This window comes from Stagnihabitans sp., from assembly GCF_964946895.1.
Genome location: NZ_CBBQHX010000009.1, coordinates 1 through 16,019, shown reverse-complemented (window position 1 = coordinate 16,019; position 16,019 = coordinate 1). Strand labels below are relative to the sequence as shown.

The 16,019-nt window shown below is 64.2% G+C and carries 18 protein-coding genes; 7 read left to right on the top strand and 11 right to left on the bottom strand.

The genetic code is table 11. The annotated features are described in order from the left end of the window. Positions 1–34: 34 nt before the first annotated feature. The gene (locus AC1Y2B_RS07755) at positions 35–1,090 is read right to left on the bottom strand and encodes an A/G-specific adenine glycosylase (protein ID WP_482252501.1); all 1,056 of its coding nucleotides are present in this window, start codon (positions 1,088–1,090) and stop codon (positions 35–37) included. Between the two features lie 83 nt (positions 1,091–1,173). On the opposite strand from AC1Y2B_RS07755, the gene AC1Y2B_RS07750 reads away from it, so the two are divergent. The 3 genes from AC1Y2B_RS07750 to AC1Y2B_RS07740 are packed head-to-tail and all read left to right on the top strand — an operon-like array spanning position 1,174 to position 3,503. Then, the gene (locus AC1Y2B_RS07750; protein ID WP_482252500.1) at positions 1,174–1,719 is read left to right on the top strand and encodes a DUF721 domain-containing protein; all 546 of its coding nucleotides are present in this window, start codon (positions 1,174–1,176) and stop codon (positions 1,717–1,719) included. Further along, a complete protein-coding gene (locus tag AC1Y2B_RS07745) occupies positions 1,716–2,393 on the top strand; it encodes a DsbA family protein (protein WP_482252499.1) in 678 nt (225 codons plus the stop codon). Before AC1Y2B_RS07750 ends, AC1Y2B_RS07745 begins: the two co-directional genes overlap by 4 nt. Further along, a complete protein-coding gene (locus tag AC1Y2B_RS07740; protein ID WP_482252498.1) occupies positions 2,394–3,503 on the top strand; it encodes a CaiB/BaiF CoA transferase family protein in 1,110 nt (369 codons plus the stop codon). 99 nt (positions 3,504–3,602) lie between these two features. Here AC1Y2B_RS07740 and AC1Y2B_RS07735 read toward each other — a convergent pair whose 3' ends face one another. The 4 genes from AC1Y2B_RS07735 to ubiA form a co-directional block, all read right to left on the bottom strand. Then, a complete protein-coding gene (locus AC1Y2B_RS07735) occupies positions 3,603–4,178 on the bottom strand; it encodes a hypothetical protein (protein WP_482252497.1) in 576 nt (191 codons plus the stop codon). 63 nt (positions 4,179–4,241) lie between these two features. Then, the gene (locus AC1Y2B_RS07730) at positions 4,242–4,571 is read right to left on the bottom strand and encodes a hypothetical protein (protein WP_482252496.1); all 330 of its coding nucleotides are present in this window, start codon (positions 4,569–4,571) and stop codon (positions 4,242–4,244) included. Positions 4,572–4,613: 42 nt separating this feature from the next. After that, positions 4,614–6,611, bottom strand: coding sequence for an OmpA family protein (locus tag AC1Y2B_RS07725; RefSeq protein ID WP_482252495.1), 1,998 nt, complete (start codon positions 6,609–6,611; stop codon positions 4,614–4,616). A gap of 115 nt (positions 6,612–6,726) precedes the next feature. Continuing rightward, on the bottom strand, positions 6,727–7,689 hold the full coding sequence (gene ubiA / locus AC1Y2B_RS07720; protein ID WP_482252494.1) for a 4-hydroxybenzoate octaprenyltransferase: 963 nt from the start codon (positions 7,687–7,689) through the stop codon (positions 6,727–6,729). A gap of 12 nt (positions 7,690–7,701) precedes the next feature. On the opposite strand from ubiA, the gene AC1Y2B_RS07715 reads away from it, so the two are divergent. The 4 genes from AC1Y2B_RS07715 (at position 7,702) to AC1Y2B_RS07700 (ending at position 10,830) form a co-directional block, all read left to right on the top strand. Continuing rightward, the gene (locus tag AC1Y2B_RS07715) at positions 7,702–8,436 is read left to right on the top strand and encodes a 16S rRNA (uracil(1498)-N(3))-methyltransferase (protein WP_482252493.1); all 735 of its coding nucleotides are present in this window, start codon (positions 7,702–7,704) and stop codon (positions 8,434–8,436) included. Then, positions 8,433–8,999, top strand: a complete 567-nt coding sequence (locus AC1Y2B_RS07710) for a hypothetical protein (protein WP_482252492.1) — start codon at positions 8,433–8,435, stop codon at positions 8,997–8,999. The genes AC1Y2B_RS07715 and AC1Y2B_RS07710 overlap by 4 nt, the downstream gene beginning before the upstream one ends. A gap of 123 nt (positions 9,000–9,122) precedes the next feature. Further along, positions 9,123–10,469 (top strand): glutamate--cysteine ligase, encoded by a 1,347-nt coding sequence (locus AC1Y2B_RS07705; protein ID WP_482252491.1) that lies wholly within the window; start codon positions 9,123–9,125, stop codon positions 10,467–10,469. 115 nt (positions 10,470–10,584) lie between these two features. Then, a complete protein-coding gene (locus tag AC1Y2B_RS07700; RefSeq protein ID WP_482252490.1) occupies positions 10,585–10,830 on the top strand; it encodes a hypothetical protein in 246 nt (81 codons plus the stop codon). A gap of 24 nt (positions 10,831–10,854) precedes the next feature. Here AC1Y2B_RS07700 and plsY read toward each other — a convergent pair whose 3' ends face one another. From plsY to AC1Y2B_RS07670, 6 genes are all read right to left on the bottom strand, one after another. Then, the gene (gene plsY, locus AC1Y2B_RS07695) at positions 10,855–11,466 is read right to left on the bottom strand and encodes a glycerol-3-phosphate 1-O-acyltransferase PlsY (RefSeq protein ID WP_482252489.1); all 612 of its coding nucleotides are present in this window, start codon (positions 11,464–11,466) and stop codon (positions 10,855–10,857) included. 3 nt (positions 11,467–11,469) lie between these two features. Continuing rightward, positions 11,470–12,732, bottom strand: a complete 1,263-nt coding sequence (gene pyrC / locus AC1Y2B_RS07690; RefSeq protein ID WP_482252488.1) for a dihydroorotase — start codon at positions 12,730–12,732, stop codon at positions 11,470–11,472. Continuing rightward, positions 12,729–13,175: a DUF4268 domain-containing protein gene (locus AC1Y2B_RS07685; protein WP_482252487.1), complete on the bottom strand. Its 447-nt coding sequence runs from the start codon at positions 13,173–13,175 to the stop codon at positions 12,729–12,731. The genes pyrC and AC1Y2B_RS07685 overlap by 4 nt, the downstream gene beginning before the upstream one ends. Before the next feature lie 105 nt (positions 13,176–13,280). After that, positions 13,281–14,243: an aspartate carbamoyltransferase catalytic subunit gene (locus tag AC1Y2B_RS07680; protein ID WP_482252486.1), complete on the bottom strand. Its 963-nt coding sequence runs from the start codon at positions 14,241–14,243 to the stop codon at positions 13,281–13,283. 106 nt (positions 14,244–14,349) lie between these two features. Further along, a complete protein-coding gene (locus AC1Y2B_RS07675; RefSeq protein WP_482252485.1) occupies positions 14,350–15,276 on the bottom strand; it encodes an FAD-binding protein in 927 nt (308 codons plus the stop codon). After that, a partial coding sequence (locus AC1Y2B_RS07670) for an electron transfer flavoprotein subunit beta/FixA family protein (RefSeq protein ID WP_482252484.1) occupies positions 15,276–16,019 on the bottom strand: 744 nt, incomplete at its 5' end. The genes AC1Y2B_RS07670 and AC1Y2B_RS07675, both read right to left, overlap by 1 nt.

Here is a 16,019-nt window from a genome sequence, read left to right as displayed (position 1 = left end):
GGTTGTGCCCAGTCTAGCGCCTTGCAGTTTCTGCTCAATTGTCCTGATGCCGCAGCAGGGCGACATCATGGGCCTTGCGCATCAGGGTAGGCAGGTCTTGCGGCGAAAATGCGTTGGCGCCGTGAAATTCGCCGCGCAGCGGGGCGATGTCATGCGGCAGCGTGGCGTGCAGCACCGTGAGGTCAAGGTGGAAGTGGGTGAAGGTGTGACGCACCACGCCCCTTGGGGCCCAATCCGCCTGCACAGGAGCCGGCGCATCGGTGCCATCCCAACCTGTCCCGGGAAAGCCCAGCGTACCGCCCAGCAGACCCCGGCCCTCGCGTCGCTCCAGCAGGATGGCGCCGTCCACGCGCAGGCCGACCCAGACCACGCCCCGCCGGGTGGGCTTCTCGGCTTTGGCGCGTTTGCGGGGCAGATCGGCGGCGATGCCTTGGGCGCGGGCAAGGCAACCCGCCATCCACGGACAGATGCCGCAGGCCGGAGCGCGCGGGGTGCAGATCGTGGCGCCAAGGTCCATCACCGCCTGCGCATAGTCGCCCGCGCGCGCCTTTGGGGTCATGCCGGATGCTGCAGCCACCAGCAGAGGCTTGGCATCCGGCAGCGGCTCCTGGATGGCGAAGACGCGGGACATGACACGCTCGACATTGCCGTCCACCACGACCTCGGGCAGGTCATAGGCAATCGCCGCCACCGCACCCGCCGTGTAGGGGCCGATGCCGGGCAGGGCGCGCAAGCTGGTCAGATCTGCCGGAAAGACCCCACCATGCCGCGCCACCACGGCCCGGGCGCAGGCCAGCAGGTTCCGAGCGCGGGCATAATAGCCAAGGCCCGCCCATTCGGCCATCACCGCGCCATCCTCGGCGGCGGCAAGGGCGCGCACATCGGGCCACAGGCTGGTGAAACGGGCGTAATAGGCTTTGACGGCGGCCACCGTGGTTTGCTGCAGCATCACCTCGGACAGCCAGACACGGTAGGGGTCGGCCGTGACGCCGGCCGCCCGCGCCTGCGGCCGCACCCGCCACGGCAGATCTCGGCCATGGGCATCGTACCAGTCCAGCAGGGTTTGGGCATTCACTTGGGCGTCACGCAATCTTTATCCCCTTGGCCTTCGCAATGTGCTGGCAGCCACCCCGCACCACCGCTTACATTAGTGCAGAAGTAAAGCAGGACCAGATGGCCCGTACGCCCAAGCCAGAGCCCGAGGCAACCCCAACCCGCCGGATGCGCGGGTTTGAACCGGCTGCGCAACTGTTGACCCAGCGGATTCGGGCGGCGGGCGAAAGTCGGGGCTTCGCCATCGCCCGCCTGCTGACCCATTGGGATGAGATTGCCGGGGTCGAGACGGCCAAGATCACAAGGCCGGTCAAGGTCAACTATGGGCGCGAGGGTCTTGGGGCCACGCTGACCCTGCTGGTCTCGTCCTCGCATGCGCCGATGGTGCAGATGGATCTGCCCAAGCTGATCGACAGGGTGAACGCCGCCTATGGCTATGCCGCCATCACCCGCATCACCCTGACCCAGACCGCCACGACCGGTTTTGCCGAGGGGCAGACGCCCTTCAGCGCCGCGCCCAAGGTCAAGACTGCCGACCCGGCCCTGACCGCCAAAGCCGCCACTCTTGCCGAACCCATTCACGATGAAACCCTGCGCCATGCCCTTGAACAGTTGGGGCAGAACATTTTAACTCGTCGCACATCCACGGAAGGCTTCAAGACATGACCCTGACCCGCCGCAGCCTGCTGACCCTGACCTCCAGCTTCGCCGCCATGGCTGCAAGCGGCGTTTGGGCAGATACGACCCCCGCGCCCGCCGCCACCACCCCGCCGGCGGCCGCCACGACCGCAGGCCCCGCCCCGGTGATCACCGATTTCACCTTGGGCGATCCGAATGCCAAGGTGAAGATTGTGGAATACCTGTCCTTCACCTGCCCGCATTGCGAACACTTCCATGCCGAGGTCTTCCCCAAGCTGAAGGCCGATTACATCGACACCGGCAAGGTCAACATCACTTACCACGAGGTCTATTTCGACCAGTACGGCCTGTTCGGCGCCATGGTCGCCCGCTGTGGCGGCGAGATGCGCTATTTCGGCATCACCGACATGCTCTATGACAAGCAGCGAGATTGGGCGGCCGCCGCCGATGTCACCGGCGTGGTGGATGCGCTGAAGAAGATCGCCCGTACCGCCGGCATGGATGACGCGACGGTCGACGCCTGCCTGCACGACCAGCCGATGGCCGAGGCGCTGGTGGCGCATTACCAGTCCAACATCGCCACCGACTACCCGAACGACAGCTTCCAGGGCACGCCGTCTTTCATCATCAACGGGGCCAAGTATTCCAATATGGCCTACGAAGACATGAAGAAGATCATCGACGCCGAGCTTGCCAAGTAAATGACGCCTCTGCACGGTGTGAAGGTTGTCGAGCTGGCACGGATTCTGGCCGGCCCCTGGGCTGGCCAGACCCTTGCCGATCTGGGTGCAGATGTCGTGAAGGTCGAGGCTCCGGAAGGTGATGACACCCGCCGCTGGGGGCCGCCCTTCATCACGCAGGGCGAAGATACCTCGGCGGCCTATTTCTACGCGACCAATCGGGGCAAGCGCTCGGTCACCTGCGACTTCCGCACGCCGGAAGGGCAAGAGATGGTTCGCAAGCTGGTGGCAGATGCCGATGTGCTGATCGAGAATTTCAAGGTCGGGGGTCTTGCGAAATACGGGCTGGATTATGAAAGCCTGCGCAAGGTGAACCCCAAGCTGATCTACTGTTCCATCACCGGTTTCGGCCAGACCGGGCCCTATGCGCACCGCGCCGGTTACGACTTCATCATCCAAGGCATGGCCGGGCTGATGTCGGTCACCGGCGAACCCGATGGCCAACCGCAAAAGGTGGGCGTCGCGGTGACGGATATCTTCACCGGGGTCTATTCGGCCACGGCGATCCTTGCCGCTTTGGTGCAGCGCGGCCGCACCGGCGAGGGTCAGCACATCGACATGGCGCTGCTGGACGTTGCCACATCGGTCATGGCCAATCAGGCGATGAACTATCTGGCCACCGGAGTGGCGCCGGGCAAGATGGGCAATGCCCACCCCAACCTCGCCCCCTATGCCGTGTTTGACTGTGCCGATGGCTGGATCATCCTCGCCACCGGCAACGATGCGCAATATCGGCGGCTTTGCGTGCTCCTTGGTCTGCCTGACATGGCCGAGGCGGCAGACTATGCCACCAACGCCCAACGCATCGCCAACCGGGTTGAGATGACCCGCCGCCTGACCGAAGCCACCTTGCGTTTTCGCAAGGCCGACCTGCTGGCCGCCTGCGAGGTCGAAGGCGTTCCGGCGGGCCCGATCAACAGCCTGGATGAGGTCTTTGCTGACCCGCAGGTCATCGCGCGCGGTCTGCAGATCGCCCCGCAGGGCATTCCCGGCGTGCGCAGCCCGATGACCTTCTCGGCGGCCACCTTGGCACTTGACCACACGGCACCCAAGCTGGGCCAGCACGACTGACCGCGTCAATCAGGCTCGAATATCCCACAGATGCGAGTCATCTGCCCGAAGCGCGAAGCGGCGGGGTGAAATCCCCCGCCGTGCGACCCGTCGTTTGCGCTATTTCTTGTCGAACACACCGACCTTGGCAAAGTCGATCGTCTGCACCAGCGGCAGCATCAGGTCCTCGGTGGCACCCTGCGCCTGAAACAGCACCCGTGCGTTGACCAGCGTAGAGATTGCGTTGTCCTGGCTGAGCAGCGCCTGATCGCCTACCTTCACCACCTTGCCCATCATCGCCATCATCTGCGCATTCCCAAGCATCGCCCCCATCGAGGCGACCATGGGGTTGTCGGCCACGAAGGACAATTTGAAGCTGACGCTGCCATCGGCCGAAGTATAGGTTGCCTCTGCCCCCGAGCCGCCGCCGACGATCCCGAAGCTTTTGGTGAAATCGGCAGTGTCTTCGCGGGTGTAGCCGTTCGGGGCGGCTGGCAGCAGGGCGGTCAGCAAGGCACTTTGCTGTGCGCCAAGGCTTTGGTTCGCCAGTGTCATCTGTTCAGAGGTCTTGGCCAGATCCCCGGCGTTGTACGCCGTCAGCGCAGCCTGAAGCGCATCTGATACGGCGTCCGCGAAGAGTGGTGTGGCACAGAGGGAAATGACAGCAAGCGAGCACAGCGCAAGGCGACAGGTCATGGCAATCTCCGGATAAATGCGATGTGGCCAACCTAGCCGCGCGCGCAGGCCCAATCAAGCCCGTCAGCTTTTGGCGTGCATCCGTTCGATATAGCTGCGCATGTCCTCGGTCTCGGTGCGGGCGTCGCGCAGGCCTTCCATCGTGGCTTTCAGTTCAGCCTCGGACTGGGCGATCTGGCCCATCAGTTCCGCCTCGCGCTGTTCCAGATACAGGATCGCCTGATCGCGCGCTTCTTCGGCCTCGTGCAGGGCCTGGGCGAGCCGGTCCATCTCGGCGACGTCGCCGCCTGCGACGCGGGTGAAGCGGTGCAAGAGCCAATGGGCGAACCAGCCCAGGGCGAAAGCCAGAAGCAGGATCACGGCGGTGGCGATGGTTAGTTGCAAGCGGTTCATGGCGTCAGCCTGTATGATCGTATCACGGGGGGCAGCAAGACTTCAGTTCGCCGGGCGACCCTTTGGCCGCACGGTTGGCTTGTCAGGGGCCAGGGGCGTGCCGTCGGCGGCGGTTTCGGAGGTGGGGGGAAAGCTCAGCGGCAGGCCCGATTGCGGGGCCGGGGCCTGGGTCGCCGCAGGGTCTGTGTTGATCGGTGGCAGCAGGGCGGCAAGGCCCTGTGCACCGGCCTCGCCCGCGGGCTGGTCGATCAGGCTGAAGACGATCCGGCGGTTTTGTTCCCGCCCTGTATCGGTGCCATTGTCGGCAATCGGCACGCCCTCACCATAGCCTTTGGCGCGCATGCCGGACACGTCAATCTGACGCCCCTGCAACGCCACCATCACCGCTTCGGCCCGGGCCTGGCTGAGGGCGAGGTTGCCTTGCGCAGAGCCTTGCGCATCGGTGTGGCCGCCGATTTCCAGCTTGATGGCCCCGCAGTTCTTCAAGGCTACCGCCAGCTTGTCCATCACGGCGCCCGAGGCCGCGTCAAGTTCGGCAGAGCCGGGGTCGAAGGTCAGCTTTTGCGCGGTTTGCACGGCTTGCACCCGCTCCAGGCATTCCTGCGGCGTGGGCAGGCCTGCCATCGGGTCCAGCGCCTTGTCATATGTGACATCCACCTTGAAGGTCTTGCCCTGTCCCAGCCGTTCGGACAGCACCTGCGAGATCGTGTCCGAGGCGGTCTTCAGGCCAGAGACACCAGAGACTTCCACCGTATCGGGCCGCACCAGAACCTTGCCACTGTCCAGTGACGCCAAGGCCTGCAGGCCCGCCAGAACCCGCTCGGTCCAGCCATCCGGCACGGTGGGGTCCAGAAGGGTGGCGACATAGACCTTGTCCACGCCGAAGCGCGCCTTGGCGAAGCTGGCAACAGCGGCCTGCATGCGGTCATCGCCCAGCCGCCCGCGCAACTCGGCCCGGTGGGTCTTGGCGTCCAGCGCTGCGGTGAATTCTACCGGGCCTGCTGCCACCAGCGCCTTGTCCGGCATCTTCGCATCCAGCGAAAAGACATCGGGCAGGGCTGCGCGCAACTCACCCACGCTGCGGTCGAACGTGGCCTGCGCCACGCTGTCGCCGGCCAGAAGGGTAATGTCGGCGTCCGAGAAGGTGACGGTGCCCGCGCCAAGGTCCTTGAGCGCCTTGATCGCGTCAATCGTCGCCTCGGCCCAGTGGGGGCTGGGGACACCCATGCCGATGGTGCAAGACAGGTCCCCCTTGGCGCCAGCGGCCTGCGCGGCGGCCAGAATGGCGCTGCGTGCCTGTTCGGTGTCGGCCGAGCAGGCATCAAACCGGGCCCCGCGGGCGTCGATCACAAAGCGCAGGGTGAAGGGGGTCAGCACGGGCCGTGGCGCCGAGATGGTGACCGAAACCTTCAGTCCCTTCGGGGCCGCTTGCGTCAAAGCCGCCTCGAACTGGCGCTTTTCGACATCAGAGCTGGCAATGGCAATGATGGTGACGCCCTCTGCCGCGACCGAGATCTTGGAGCGCGGCAGAAGTTTCAGCGCCGTGACGCCAAAGGCCAGTGCATCTTTCCAGCCTTCCGGCGCCTGATAATTCGCCGTCTCCAGCATATCCATCGGGGCGGCTGCGGCCTTGAGCGCCACGGCCGCATCGGTCAGGGCACCCCGGTCATCGCCCTCCGGCAGAAGGCCGATCAGCTGCACCCCGTCATCGTTGCGCAACATCTCGACCGAGAAATGCGGCGGGGCGACGACGGTGGACGGCAGGACCTCGAAATTGTCGCGCAGGCGCGAGGGGTCCACCACGCTGCTGGCCACGTTGACGGCGGCAAAGCGCTGCGCTTCGGTGGGGGCGGTGCCCGACAGGGCGACAATCAGGCCATCGGTGTCGACATGCGCCCAGTCGTAGCCCGAGGTCAGCATCATGGTCTTGATGACCTCTGCCGTGCGGCTTTCCACCAGTTGCGCCAGACCCCACCCCGACAGCAAGGCCAACCCGGTCGCCGCGACGAATGCCACTGCTGCCAGAAGCCCCGCCGACATCGGTGGCTTCGCCGGAACCGGGGGGGGTGGAGACTCTTCTGGGGCAGGCAAGTCAACCAAAGGCAGGCTCCTATCTCAAGGCGCGATGCTTAGACACTTGAGCGTCGCCCTTCAATCAAACAGCCGCCGCCACGGCAAGAAACAGCGCAACCAACAGCCCCGCGTCCCGGTTGGCGCGAAACGCCCGCAGGCATGAGGCCGGATCGTCGATCTGCAGGCGGCGCATCTGCAGGGTCATGTGCCAACCGAAGGCCCAGATGCCCAGAAGCGACAGGCCAAGCGCGGGCAGATTCGCCCCGCCCTGCAAGGCCAGCCCGACCGCGACGGTCAGCAGAACCACGGTTGCAGCGATGAAGCCCCAAAGCCAGGTCCGGCTGTGGGTGCCAAAAAGGCGGGCGGTGGATTTGACGCCGATCAGGGCGTCGTCCTCTTTGTCCTGATGGGCATAGATCGTGTCGTAGTACAGGGTCCAGACGATCCCCGCCGCATAAAGCGCGACCGAGGCGACATCGACCGTCCCACCATGTGCCGCAAAGGCCAGAATGGCCCCCCAGTTGAAGGCCAGCCCCAAAAACACCTGCGGCCACCAGGTGAACCGCTTGGCAAAGGGATAGATCGCGACCAGCGCCAGCGAGGCGACGCCCAGTGCCACGGTCAGCCAGTTGTAGGTGAACAGGATGACGGCGGCGAGCAATGCCTGCACCACCATCCAGACCAGCGCCCCTTTCACCGTCACCGCGCCCGAGGGCAGCGGCCGGCTTCTGGTTCGTGCCACCGCCGCGTCGATCTTTCGGTCGGTGATGTCATTCCAAGTGCATCCTGCCCCGCGCATCAGGAAAGCGCCGATGCCGCAGGACAGCGCCAACCAGATATCCCAAGGGCGGAACCCGGTTTCCGCCGCGGCCAGCGCGATGCCCCAAAAGCACGGGATCAGCAAAAGCCAGGTGCCGATCGGCCGGTCAGCCCGGGACAGGCGCAGATAGGGGCGCGTTGCGGTGGGGGCATAAAGATCCACCCAATTGCCTTTGGGTGCATCGGCAACGGTTTGCCCCTCTGGCAATCTGGACGTCTCGGACATAGGTTCACGCTCATGACAGAGGCAAAGATCAGGCTCTATGTAGATCAGGCGCTGGCGGCGGGGCAACCCGTGGCCTTGGGCGAGGGACAGGCAAATTACCTGTTCAACGTCATGCGCCTTGTGGTGGGGGCCCGCGTCAAGCTGTTCAATGGCGTGGATGGCGAGTGGCTGGCGGTGGTGGAGCATGCGGGCAAGCGGGCCGGCATCCTGCGCTGCACCGCGCCATCGGCCCCGCTGATCGCCCCGCCCGACCTGTGGCTGCTGTTTGCGCCGATCAAGAAGGCCCGCACCGATTTCATCGTGGAAAAGGCGGTGGAACTGGGGGCCGCACGCATTCTGCCGGTGCAGACCCGCTTTACCAACGAAAAGCTGCGCGAGGACAAGCTGCGCGCCCATGCTATCGAGGCGGCGGAGCAGTGCGAGGCCACCTATGTGCCCCCGGTCGAGGATCTGATCACCTTCGACAAGCTGCTGGCGGGCTGGCGCCCGGACCGCCGCATCCTGTGGGCGGATGAAGGGCTTCAGGGCCGTGCCGCGCTGATGCAGGCCGCCCCCGGGGGCGTGCAACCGGGACCATGGGCGATCCTGATCGGCCCCGAGGGTGGCTTTTCGCCCGAAGAGCGCACCAAGCTGCGGGCCCTGCCCTTCGTGACCCCGATCAGCCTTGGCCCGCGCATCCTGCGGGCCGACACGGCGGCGGTGGCGGCCCTGACGATCTGGCAAACCACGCTGGGGGATTGGCTGTGACCAGCCCACCCGACCGCTGGGCGATCCGCCCCGAGGTGCGGGCCCTGCTGCACCGCTACCGCGAGGCGCTGGCGGCTGGGGTCATTGTGCTGGTGGGCGCGTGGCTGGTGGTGCTGGGGGGTTTTGTCCTGGTTCCGCTTGGCGCTTGCATCGGGGCTGTCGGGCTTGCCCTGACGATCACCGCCCTGCGCAAGGCCCGCTTCGTGCAAAACGTCGCGGCCCCGGGCCTTGTCGAACTGGACGAGGCGCAGGTGGGCTATCTTGCCCCCGAAATCGGCGGTTTTCTGTCGCTGGACGAATTGGTCGAGATCCGTCTGCTGGTTCTGCGCGGCAAGCGGATGTGGCGGCTGAAGCAGGCCGACGGGCAGGCGCTGCTGATCCCGGTCGATGCCTCGGGGGCGGAGCGGTTGTTTGACGCCTTCGCCAACCTGCCCGGGATGGATACCGCCAATCTTGTGGCCGCCTTGCAACCATCCCCTGCCACGGAAGGCAACCTCTCGCTTGCCGCCGAAACCCGTGTCATATGGCGGAAACAAAGTGGTTCCAGACTGGCCCGACCATGACATGTCATTCCATGACGTTTCTTGATGCGATGCCGATCCTGCCCCCCACACCCTTGACTTGCCCCGCTGGCCGCGACACCTCTTGGCCTGCTGAATGTGCCTGACGCGAAAGGTCCTGCTCTCATGTCGATTCCTCAATCCGGTGGCGGGACCATCGAAAGCTTCGACCAGCTGGCCGAACTCATGGCGTCTGGCAACAAGCCCAAATCCGAATGGCGCATCGGGACCGAGCATGAAAAGTTCGGTTTCCTGAAGGACAGCCACGCCCCCTTGCCCTATGCCGGAGAGCGCTCGATTTCCGCGCTGTTTGCTGGGCTGGAGGCGCGCTACGGCTGGACCCCGCTGCGCGAGGGCGAGAATGTCATCGGTCTGACCCGCGATGGGGCCAATATCTCGCTGGAACCGGGTGGGCAGTTCGAACTCTCGGGCGGCATGGTCAGTACCCTGCACGAAACCGCGGCGGAGTTGCAGAACCATCTGGATGAGGTTCGTTCCATCGCCGACCCGCTTGGCATCGGTTTCATGGGCATCGGTGCCGCCCCGGAGTGGAGCGGGCCCGACATGCCGGTCATGCCGAAGGGCCGCTATCGCCTGATGACCGATTACATGGGCCGCGTCGGCACCCATGGCACACAGATGATGTACCGCACCTGCACCGTGCAGGTGAACCTCGACTACGCGTCAGAGGCGGACATGGTGAAGAAACTGCGCGTGGCGTTGGCGTTGCAACCGGTGGCCACCGCCCTGTTCGCCTCCTCGCCCTTCTTTGACGGCACGCTGAACGGTCACAAGTCGTGGCGTTCGCGCATCTGGCGCGGCCTGGACAATTCCCGCACCGGCATGCTGCCCTTTGCCTTCGAAGGGGATTTCGGGTTTCAGGCCTATGTCGATTGGGTTCTGGATGTGCCGATGTATTTTGTCTACCGCAACGGCAAGTATATCAACGCCTTGGGCCAATCCTTCCGCGATTTCCTGAAGGGCCAGCTGCCTGCCTTGCCGGGCGAAAAGCCGACGCTTTCGGATTGGGCCGACCATATGACGACGGTCTTCCCCGAAGCGCGCGTCAAGAAATTCATCGAGATGCGGGGCGCCGATTGTGGCGATCAGGCCCATGTCAATGCCCTGCCCGCCTTCTGGGTCGGGTTGATGTATGACGACGCGGCCCTTGATGCCGCATGGGATCTTGTGAAGGGCTTTGACGCCGAAACCCGCGAGGGTCTGCGGGTTGCCGCCTCGGTCTCGGCCCTGCAGGGCGAGGCGAATGGCGTCAAGCTGCTGGACCTTGCCCGCGCAGCCCTTGGCCTGTCGCATGCCGGTCTTGCGGCCCGGGGGCTTGACGAACAGCGTCTGCTTGCCCCGCTTGTCCACAGCCTGAACACCGAAAAGACGCAAGCCGACCGCTGGCTTGATCTTTACAACGGCGTTTGGGGCAAGACGCTTACCCCGATCTACGAAGCGGCGAGCCTTTAGGCCGCGATTTCTTGACGAAATCAGGGTTCTGCCGCAGACTCGCGGTCCGGCGGATCATTTGACCGGAACCTCTCCGTTTGAGCCCGCCGCAACAAGGTGGAAGGGAATAAGGCAAATGCGCGATTTCTTCATAATGTGGTTTGAACGGTTGATTTCGGTGATCATCGTGGTCGCTGGGGTGGCCGTGTTGGGTGCCAGTATTGTTGCGCTGTTTCAGGGCGCATTCCTGCAGTTCATCGCCATTCTGGTGGGCGGGTCGCTGTATCTGGTTTTGATCGGCGGCGCGATGTTCCTTGGGCTTGGCGTCTACCAGAACACCAAGAAGACCGCCGAGATGGTCGAAAAGTTGGCCAACAAGTAGTCCTGTCGCGCCGGGTCGGGCAGATTACGCTTTCTTCTGCCCGATCTTCGGTTCCGTCCCGGCCTTGATCCGCTCCAGGTTGGGCCAGTGTTTCCAGTAGATCAGGATCGTCAGCGCCACGGTCAGCAGCAGAAGCTGGCCATCGTGGAAGACCAGCAGCCACAGGGTGGACAGTGCCGCCGCCACAAGGGCCGACAGCGACGAAATCCGCGACAGTGCTGCCGTGACCGCCCAGGTGGCGCAGGCCGCAGCCCCCACGCGCCAGTCCAGCACCAGCATCGTGCCCAGAAAGGTCGCGACCCCCTTGCCGCCCTTGAAGCCCAGCCAGACCGGGAACAGATGGCCCATGAAGCTGCACAAAGCCGCCAGTTGCGCCGCGTCCTCTCCGGCGACCAGCCGTGCCAGCACCACCGCGATGCCGCCCTTGCCCGCGTCCAGAAGCAAGGTCGCCAGGGCCGCCCCCTTGTTGCCGGTCCGCAGAACATTGGTCGCGCCGATGTTGCCAGAGCCGATCTTGCGCAGATCGCCCAGACCCAGGGCCTGCGTGATCACGATGCCGAAGGGAACCGAGCCCAAAAGGTAGGCTGCCACTGCAACCAGCACCAGAAGCATCGGAGACGTTTCAATATTCGGCATGGATCAGACCTTGAACACCTGAACGCCCGCCACCCAGGTGGCCAGCACTTTACCCTCCATCCGCATCAGGTCAAAGGGCGTGTTCTTCGACTTGGACAGAAGCTTGGACCGATCGAGCAGGAAGGGCGCATCGGGGTCGAACAGGACCAGATCGGCCGGCGCACCATCAGACAGCCGTCCCTGCGGCAGGCCCAGACGGTTGGCCGGGTTCAGCGAAATGGCGCGCCACAGCGTGGGCAAATCCATGTCGCCCGAATGCACCAGACGCATGGCGGCCGGCAGCAGCGTTTGCAAGCCCACCGCACCGCTGGCCGCCTCTTCGAAGGGCAGCCGCTTGGATTCCTCATCCGCCGGGGTGTGGAAAGAGGCGACCACGTCAATGATCCCCTCGGCCACAGCCTGCACCATGGCAACGCGGTCATCTTCACTGCGCAACGGCGGCGTCAGCTTGAAGAAGGTCCGGTAGTCGCCCACGTCAAAGTCATTCAGCGTCAGGTGGTGGATCGACACCCCCGCTGTCACATCCAGGCCCCGCTCTTTGGCGCGGACGACCGAGGGCAAAGCCCCCGCCGTGGTGATCTGGTCGGCGTGATAACGCACCCCGGTCATCTCAATCAGGCCAAGGTCACGGTCCAGCCCCAGCCGCTCTGCCATCGGATGCACGCCGGGCAGGCCGCGCAGGGAGGCGAACTTCGAGTTCGTCGCCGCCGCCCCCGCCGACAACTCCGGCTCCTGCGGATGGCCCACAACCAAAGCGCCCAGACTGCGGGCATAGGTGAAGGCCCGCGCCAAGGCCTTGGTATTGGTGGAGACTTTGAACACATCGGTAAAGGCAACCGCCCCGGCATCCAGAAGGAAGCCGATCTCGGTCATCTCAGCGCCGTCGCGGTGCTTGGTCAGGGCCGCCATGTGCCGGATCCGCACCACCGATTCCGCCGCCCGGCGGGTCACAAACTCCAGCGTCTCGGGCGTATCAATCGCGGGCTGGGTGTCGGGCCGGGCGATGATCGTCGTCACACCGCCCGCCGCCGCCGCAAGGCCAGCCGAGCGGAACGACTCCTTGTGCCGCTCGCCGGGTTCGCCAATCTTGACTCCCCAATCGACGATGCCGGGGGCCAGACACATGCCCGCGCAATCAAGCACCTCCGCCCCCTTCGGCGCAGGCCCACGCCCCACGATCACCCCATCCTGCACGGTCAGGGAGCCTATGGAGTCCGTCCCCGCCTCAGGGTCGATCAGGCGGGCATTGGTGAGGTGGAGGGTCATAGGGTGCCTTTCAGATCGTGCAATCGCTGGCAGAAGGCCTCTTTAAAGCGAGTCGATTGTTGGAAGATCCAGTTGTGCTGCCGCTGCCAATCGTTGCGGTCGTCGAAATCATTCACCGTCAAATACATAGTGACTCTTGTGCGAATTGACTTCTTGCGAGGCGACCAAACCGGTTTTTCCTCGAGCACACTTTCTATCTCCGTCTTGTCGTTTAGGAGCGCCTTAAACCAGGTTTCACAGTGCTTGCCTTGCAACAGAAGATAGAACTGAAGCCTCTGATCTTTCACGAGAAGGCCCGCTGCAAAATGGGTTCCCGAAACGCCGATCGGAAAGATTAGGTAGCTGTTTGAGAGGTTTGGCAACCGAAGGCTCGGGTCCAAATTCTTCTGAAACGCATGATAGGCTTGCCCATAATCCTGGTGGAGTTGCTTCAACGAAGTCATTTTCTCAACTCCCCCACCACACAAACAGCCCGGTGATCACGAAGATCACCAGCAAAGCCACGGTCGCGACCATGCCACCGATCCTCGCGTCAGACATCGGCTTTTTCACACCATCACCCCGACCGCTGCGCGTCCCCGCTCTGCCCGCAGGTTCCGCGCCAGAAGGTCCATGCAGGCCATGCGGACGGCGACGCCCATCTCGACTTGCTCTTGAATGACCGAGCGGTTGATGTCGTCGGCGATCTCGCCGTCGATCTCGACCCCGCGGTTCATCGGGCCGGGGTGCATCACGATGGCGTCGGGTTTGGCGTAGGACAGCTTCTCGGCGTCCAGACCGTAGCGGTGGTAGTATTCGCGTTCCGAGGGGATGAAGCCGCCGTCCATCCGTTCCTTTTGCAGGCGCAGCATCATCACCACATCGGCGCCTTCGAGGCCCTTCTTCATGTCGTCATAAAGCTCACACCCGAAGTCCTGCACGCCGGGGGGCATCAGGGTCGGCGGGGCGATCAGGCGCAGGCGGTTTTCCATTTTACCCAGCAGAATCAGGTTGCTGCGGGCGACGCGCGAATGGGCGATGTCGCCGCAGATCGCCACGGTCAGGCGCTGGATGCGGCCCTTGGCGCGGCGGATCGTCAGGGCATCCAGCAGGGCCTGTGTCGGGTGTTCGTGCCGCCCGTCGCCTGCGTTCAGGACGGCGCAGTTGACCTTGGAAGCCAGCAGATTGACCGCCCCGGAAGAGGGATGCCGCACCACCAGCAGGTCGGGGCGCATGGCGTTCAGGGTCAAGGCGGTGTCGATCAGCGTCTCACCCTTCTTGACCGAGGATTGCGCGACCGACATGTTCATCACATCCGCCCCCAGCCGCTTGCCTGCCAGTTCGAAGCTGGCTTGGGTGCGGGTGGAGTTTTCAAAGAACATGTTGATCTGCGTCATGCCCCCCAACACATCCGCCGACTTCACGGTCCGGCGGTTCAGGTCGACATAACGGTCAGCCAGATCAAGGACTTCGACAATTTCCTGCGGAGAAAGCTGCTCGATCCCAAGCAGGTGGCGGGCGCGGAAGGTCATCAGGCTCTCCTTCGGTTTGGGGGCTTATGCCAAACCTGAGGGAAGGGGGCAAATGAAAAGGGCGGCCCGTGTGGGCCGCCCTTTGAAGATCGACAGATTGCCTGTCTTACAGCTTTTCGATCAGCTCGGGGACAGCGGAGAACAGGTCCGCGACAAGGCCGTAATCGGCGACCTGGAAGATCGGGGCCTCTTCGTCCTTGTTGATGGCGACGATGACCTTGGAGTCCTTCATGCCGGCAAGGTGTTGAATTGCGCCAGAAATCCCCACAGCGACATAGAGGTTCGGGGCCACGACCTTGCCTGTCTGGCCGACTTGCCAGTCGTTCGGGGCGTAGCCGCTGTCAACGGCGGCACGGCTGGCGCCGACGGCACCGTTCAGCTTGTCGGCCAGCTTTTCGATCAGGTCAAAGCTTTCCTTGGAGCCGACGCCACGACCGCCGGAGACGACGATCCCGGCCGAGGTCAGTTCGGGGCGGTCAGAGGTGGCGACGCGGTCTTCGACCCAAGCCGACAGCGCGTTGGCGCCGGGGCCGCCGATTTTCTCAACCGACGCGGCGTTGCCGGTGCCCACGGCGGTGAAGCCTGCGGTGCGGATCGAGAAGACCTTTTTGCCGTCCGAGGACTTGACGGTCTGCACGGCGTTGCCGGCGTAGATCGGGCGTTCGAAGGTCTCGGCGTCGATCACGGCGGTGACGTCGGAGAGCACCATCACGTCCAGCAGGGCGGCGACGCGGGGCAGGATGTTCTTGTTGGCCGCGGTGGCGGCACCACAGATATGGCTGTAGCCGCCCGCAAGCCCAACCACCAGCGCTGCGGTGGCTTCGGCCAGGCCGTGGCAATAGGCGTGGTCATCGGCGAAGAGGACCTTGGAGACGCCCGCAAGCGTGGCGGCCTCTGCCGCAGCGGTGTCACCGCCTTGACCGGCCACCAGCACATGCACCTCGCCCAGGCCTGCCACGGCGGCCAGCGCCTTGGCGACCTGATCGGTGGCCAGATGGCCTTCGTTCACGTCAGCAATCAGAAGAACGGCCATCACAGAACCCCCGCTTCGTCTTTGAGTTTGGTGATCAGTTCGGCCACCGAGCCGACCTTGACACCGGCCTTGCGACCAACCGGCTCCACCGTTTTCAGCACGGTCAGGCGCGGGGAGACGTCAACGCCGTAGTCCGCCGGGGTCTTGGCGGCCAGTGGTTTTGCCTTTGCTTTCATGATGTTGGGCAGCGAGGCGTAGCGCGGCTCGTTCAGGCGCAGGTCGACGGTCAGAACCGCCGGCAGGCTGACGGCAAGGGTTTGCAGGCCGCCATCCACTTCGCGCGTCACCGTGGCCTTGCCATCGGCAATCGCCAGTTCAGAAATGAAGGTGCCTTGCGCCCAACCCAGAAGGGCCGAGAGCATCTGGCCGGTGGCATTCATATCGTTATCAATGGCTTGCTTGCCGCACAGCACCAGACCCGGGCCTTCGGCAGCCACAACTGCGGCCAGCAGTTTGGCAACGGCCAAGGGCTCGATGTCGGTTTGGACGTCAGCGGTCGCCTCGATCAGGATGGCGCGGTCGGCCCCCATCGCCAGGGCGGTGCGCAGCGTTTCCTGAGACTGCTTCACGCCGATGGAGACGACGATCACTTCCGTCGCAATCCCCTTTTCTTTCAAGCGGATAGCTTCCTCGACGGCGATCTCGTCGAAGGGGTTCATCGACATCTTCACGTTCGCCAGATCGACACCGGACCCGTCCGCCTTCACGCGAACCTTCACGTTGTAGTCGATCACACGTTTGAC

Bases quoted from the DNA above. Each gene is read 5' to 3' on its own strand.
- AC1Y2B_RS07675 (WP_482252485.1), bottom strand. From the start codon at position 15,276: ATGGCCGTTCTTCTGATTGCTGACGTGAACGAAGGCCATCTGGCCACC.
- AC1Y2B_RS07750 (WP_482252500.1), top strand. From the start codon at position 1,174: ATGGCCCGTACGCCCAAGCCAGAGCCCGAGGCAACCCCAACCCGCCGG.
- ubiA (WP_482252494.1), bottom strand. From the start codon at position 7,689: ATGTCCGAGACGTCCAGATTGCCAGAGGGGCAAACCGTTGCCGATGCA.
- AC1Y2B_RS07725 (WP_482252495.1), bottom strand. From the start codon at position 6,611: ATGTCGGCGGGGCTTCTGGCAGCAGTGGCATTCGTCGCGGCGACCGGG.
- AC1Y2B_RS07680 (WP_482252486.1), bottom strand. From the start codon at position 14,243: ATGACCTTCCGCGCCCGCCACCTGCTTGGGATCGAGCAGCTTTCTCCG.
- pyrC (WP_482252488.1), bottom strand. From the start codon at position 12,732: ATGACCCTCCACCTCACCAATGCCCGCCTGATCGACCCTGAGGCGGGG.
- AC1Y2B_RS07715 (WP_482252493.1), top strand. From the start codon at position 7,702: ATGACAGAGGCAAAGATCAGGCTCTATGTAGATCAGGCGCTGGCGGCG.
- AC1Y2B_RS07705 (WP_482252491.1), top strand. From the start codon at position 9,123: ATGTCGATTCCTCAATCCGGTGGCGGGACCATCGAAAGCTTCGACCAG.
- AC1Y2B_RS07745 (WP_482252499.1), top strand. From the start codon at position 1,716: ATGACCCTGACCCGCCGCAGCCTGCTGACCCTGACCTCCAGCTTCGCC.
- AC1Y2B_RS07740 (WP_482252498.1), top strand. From the start codon at position 2,394: ATGACGCCTCTGCACGGTGTGAAGGTTGTCGAGCTGGCACGGATTCTG.
- AC1Y2B_RS07700 (WP_482252490.1), top strand. From the start codon at position 10,585: ATGCGCGATTTCTTCATAATGTGGTTTGAACGGTTGATTTCGGTGATC.
- plsY (WP_482252489.1), bottom strand. From the start codon at position 11,466: ATGCCGAATATTGAAACGTCTCCGATGCTTCTGGTGCTGGTTGCAGTG.
- AC1Y2B_RS07730 (WP_482252496.1), bottom strand. From the start codon at position 4,571: ATGAACCGCTTGCAACTAACCATCGCCACCGCCGTGATCCTGCTTCTG.
- AC1Y2B_RS07735 (WP_482252497.1), bottom strand. From the start codon at position 4,178: ATGACCTGTCGCCTTGCGCTGTGCTCGCTTGCTGTCATTTCCCTCTGT.
- AC1Y2B_RS07685 (WP_482252487.1), bottom strand. From the start codon at position 13,175: ATGACTTCGTTGAAGCAACTCCACCAGGATTATGGGCAAGCCTATCAT.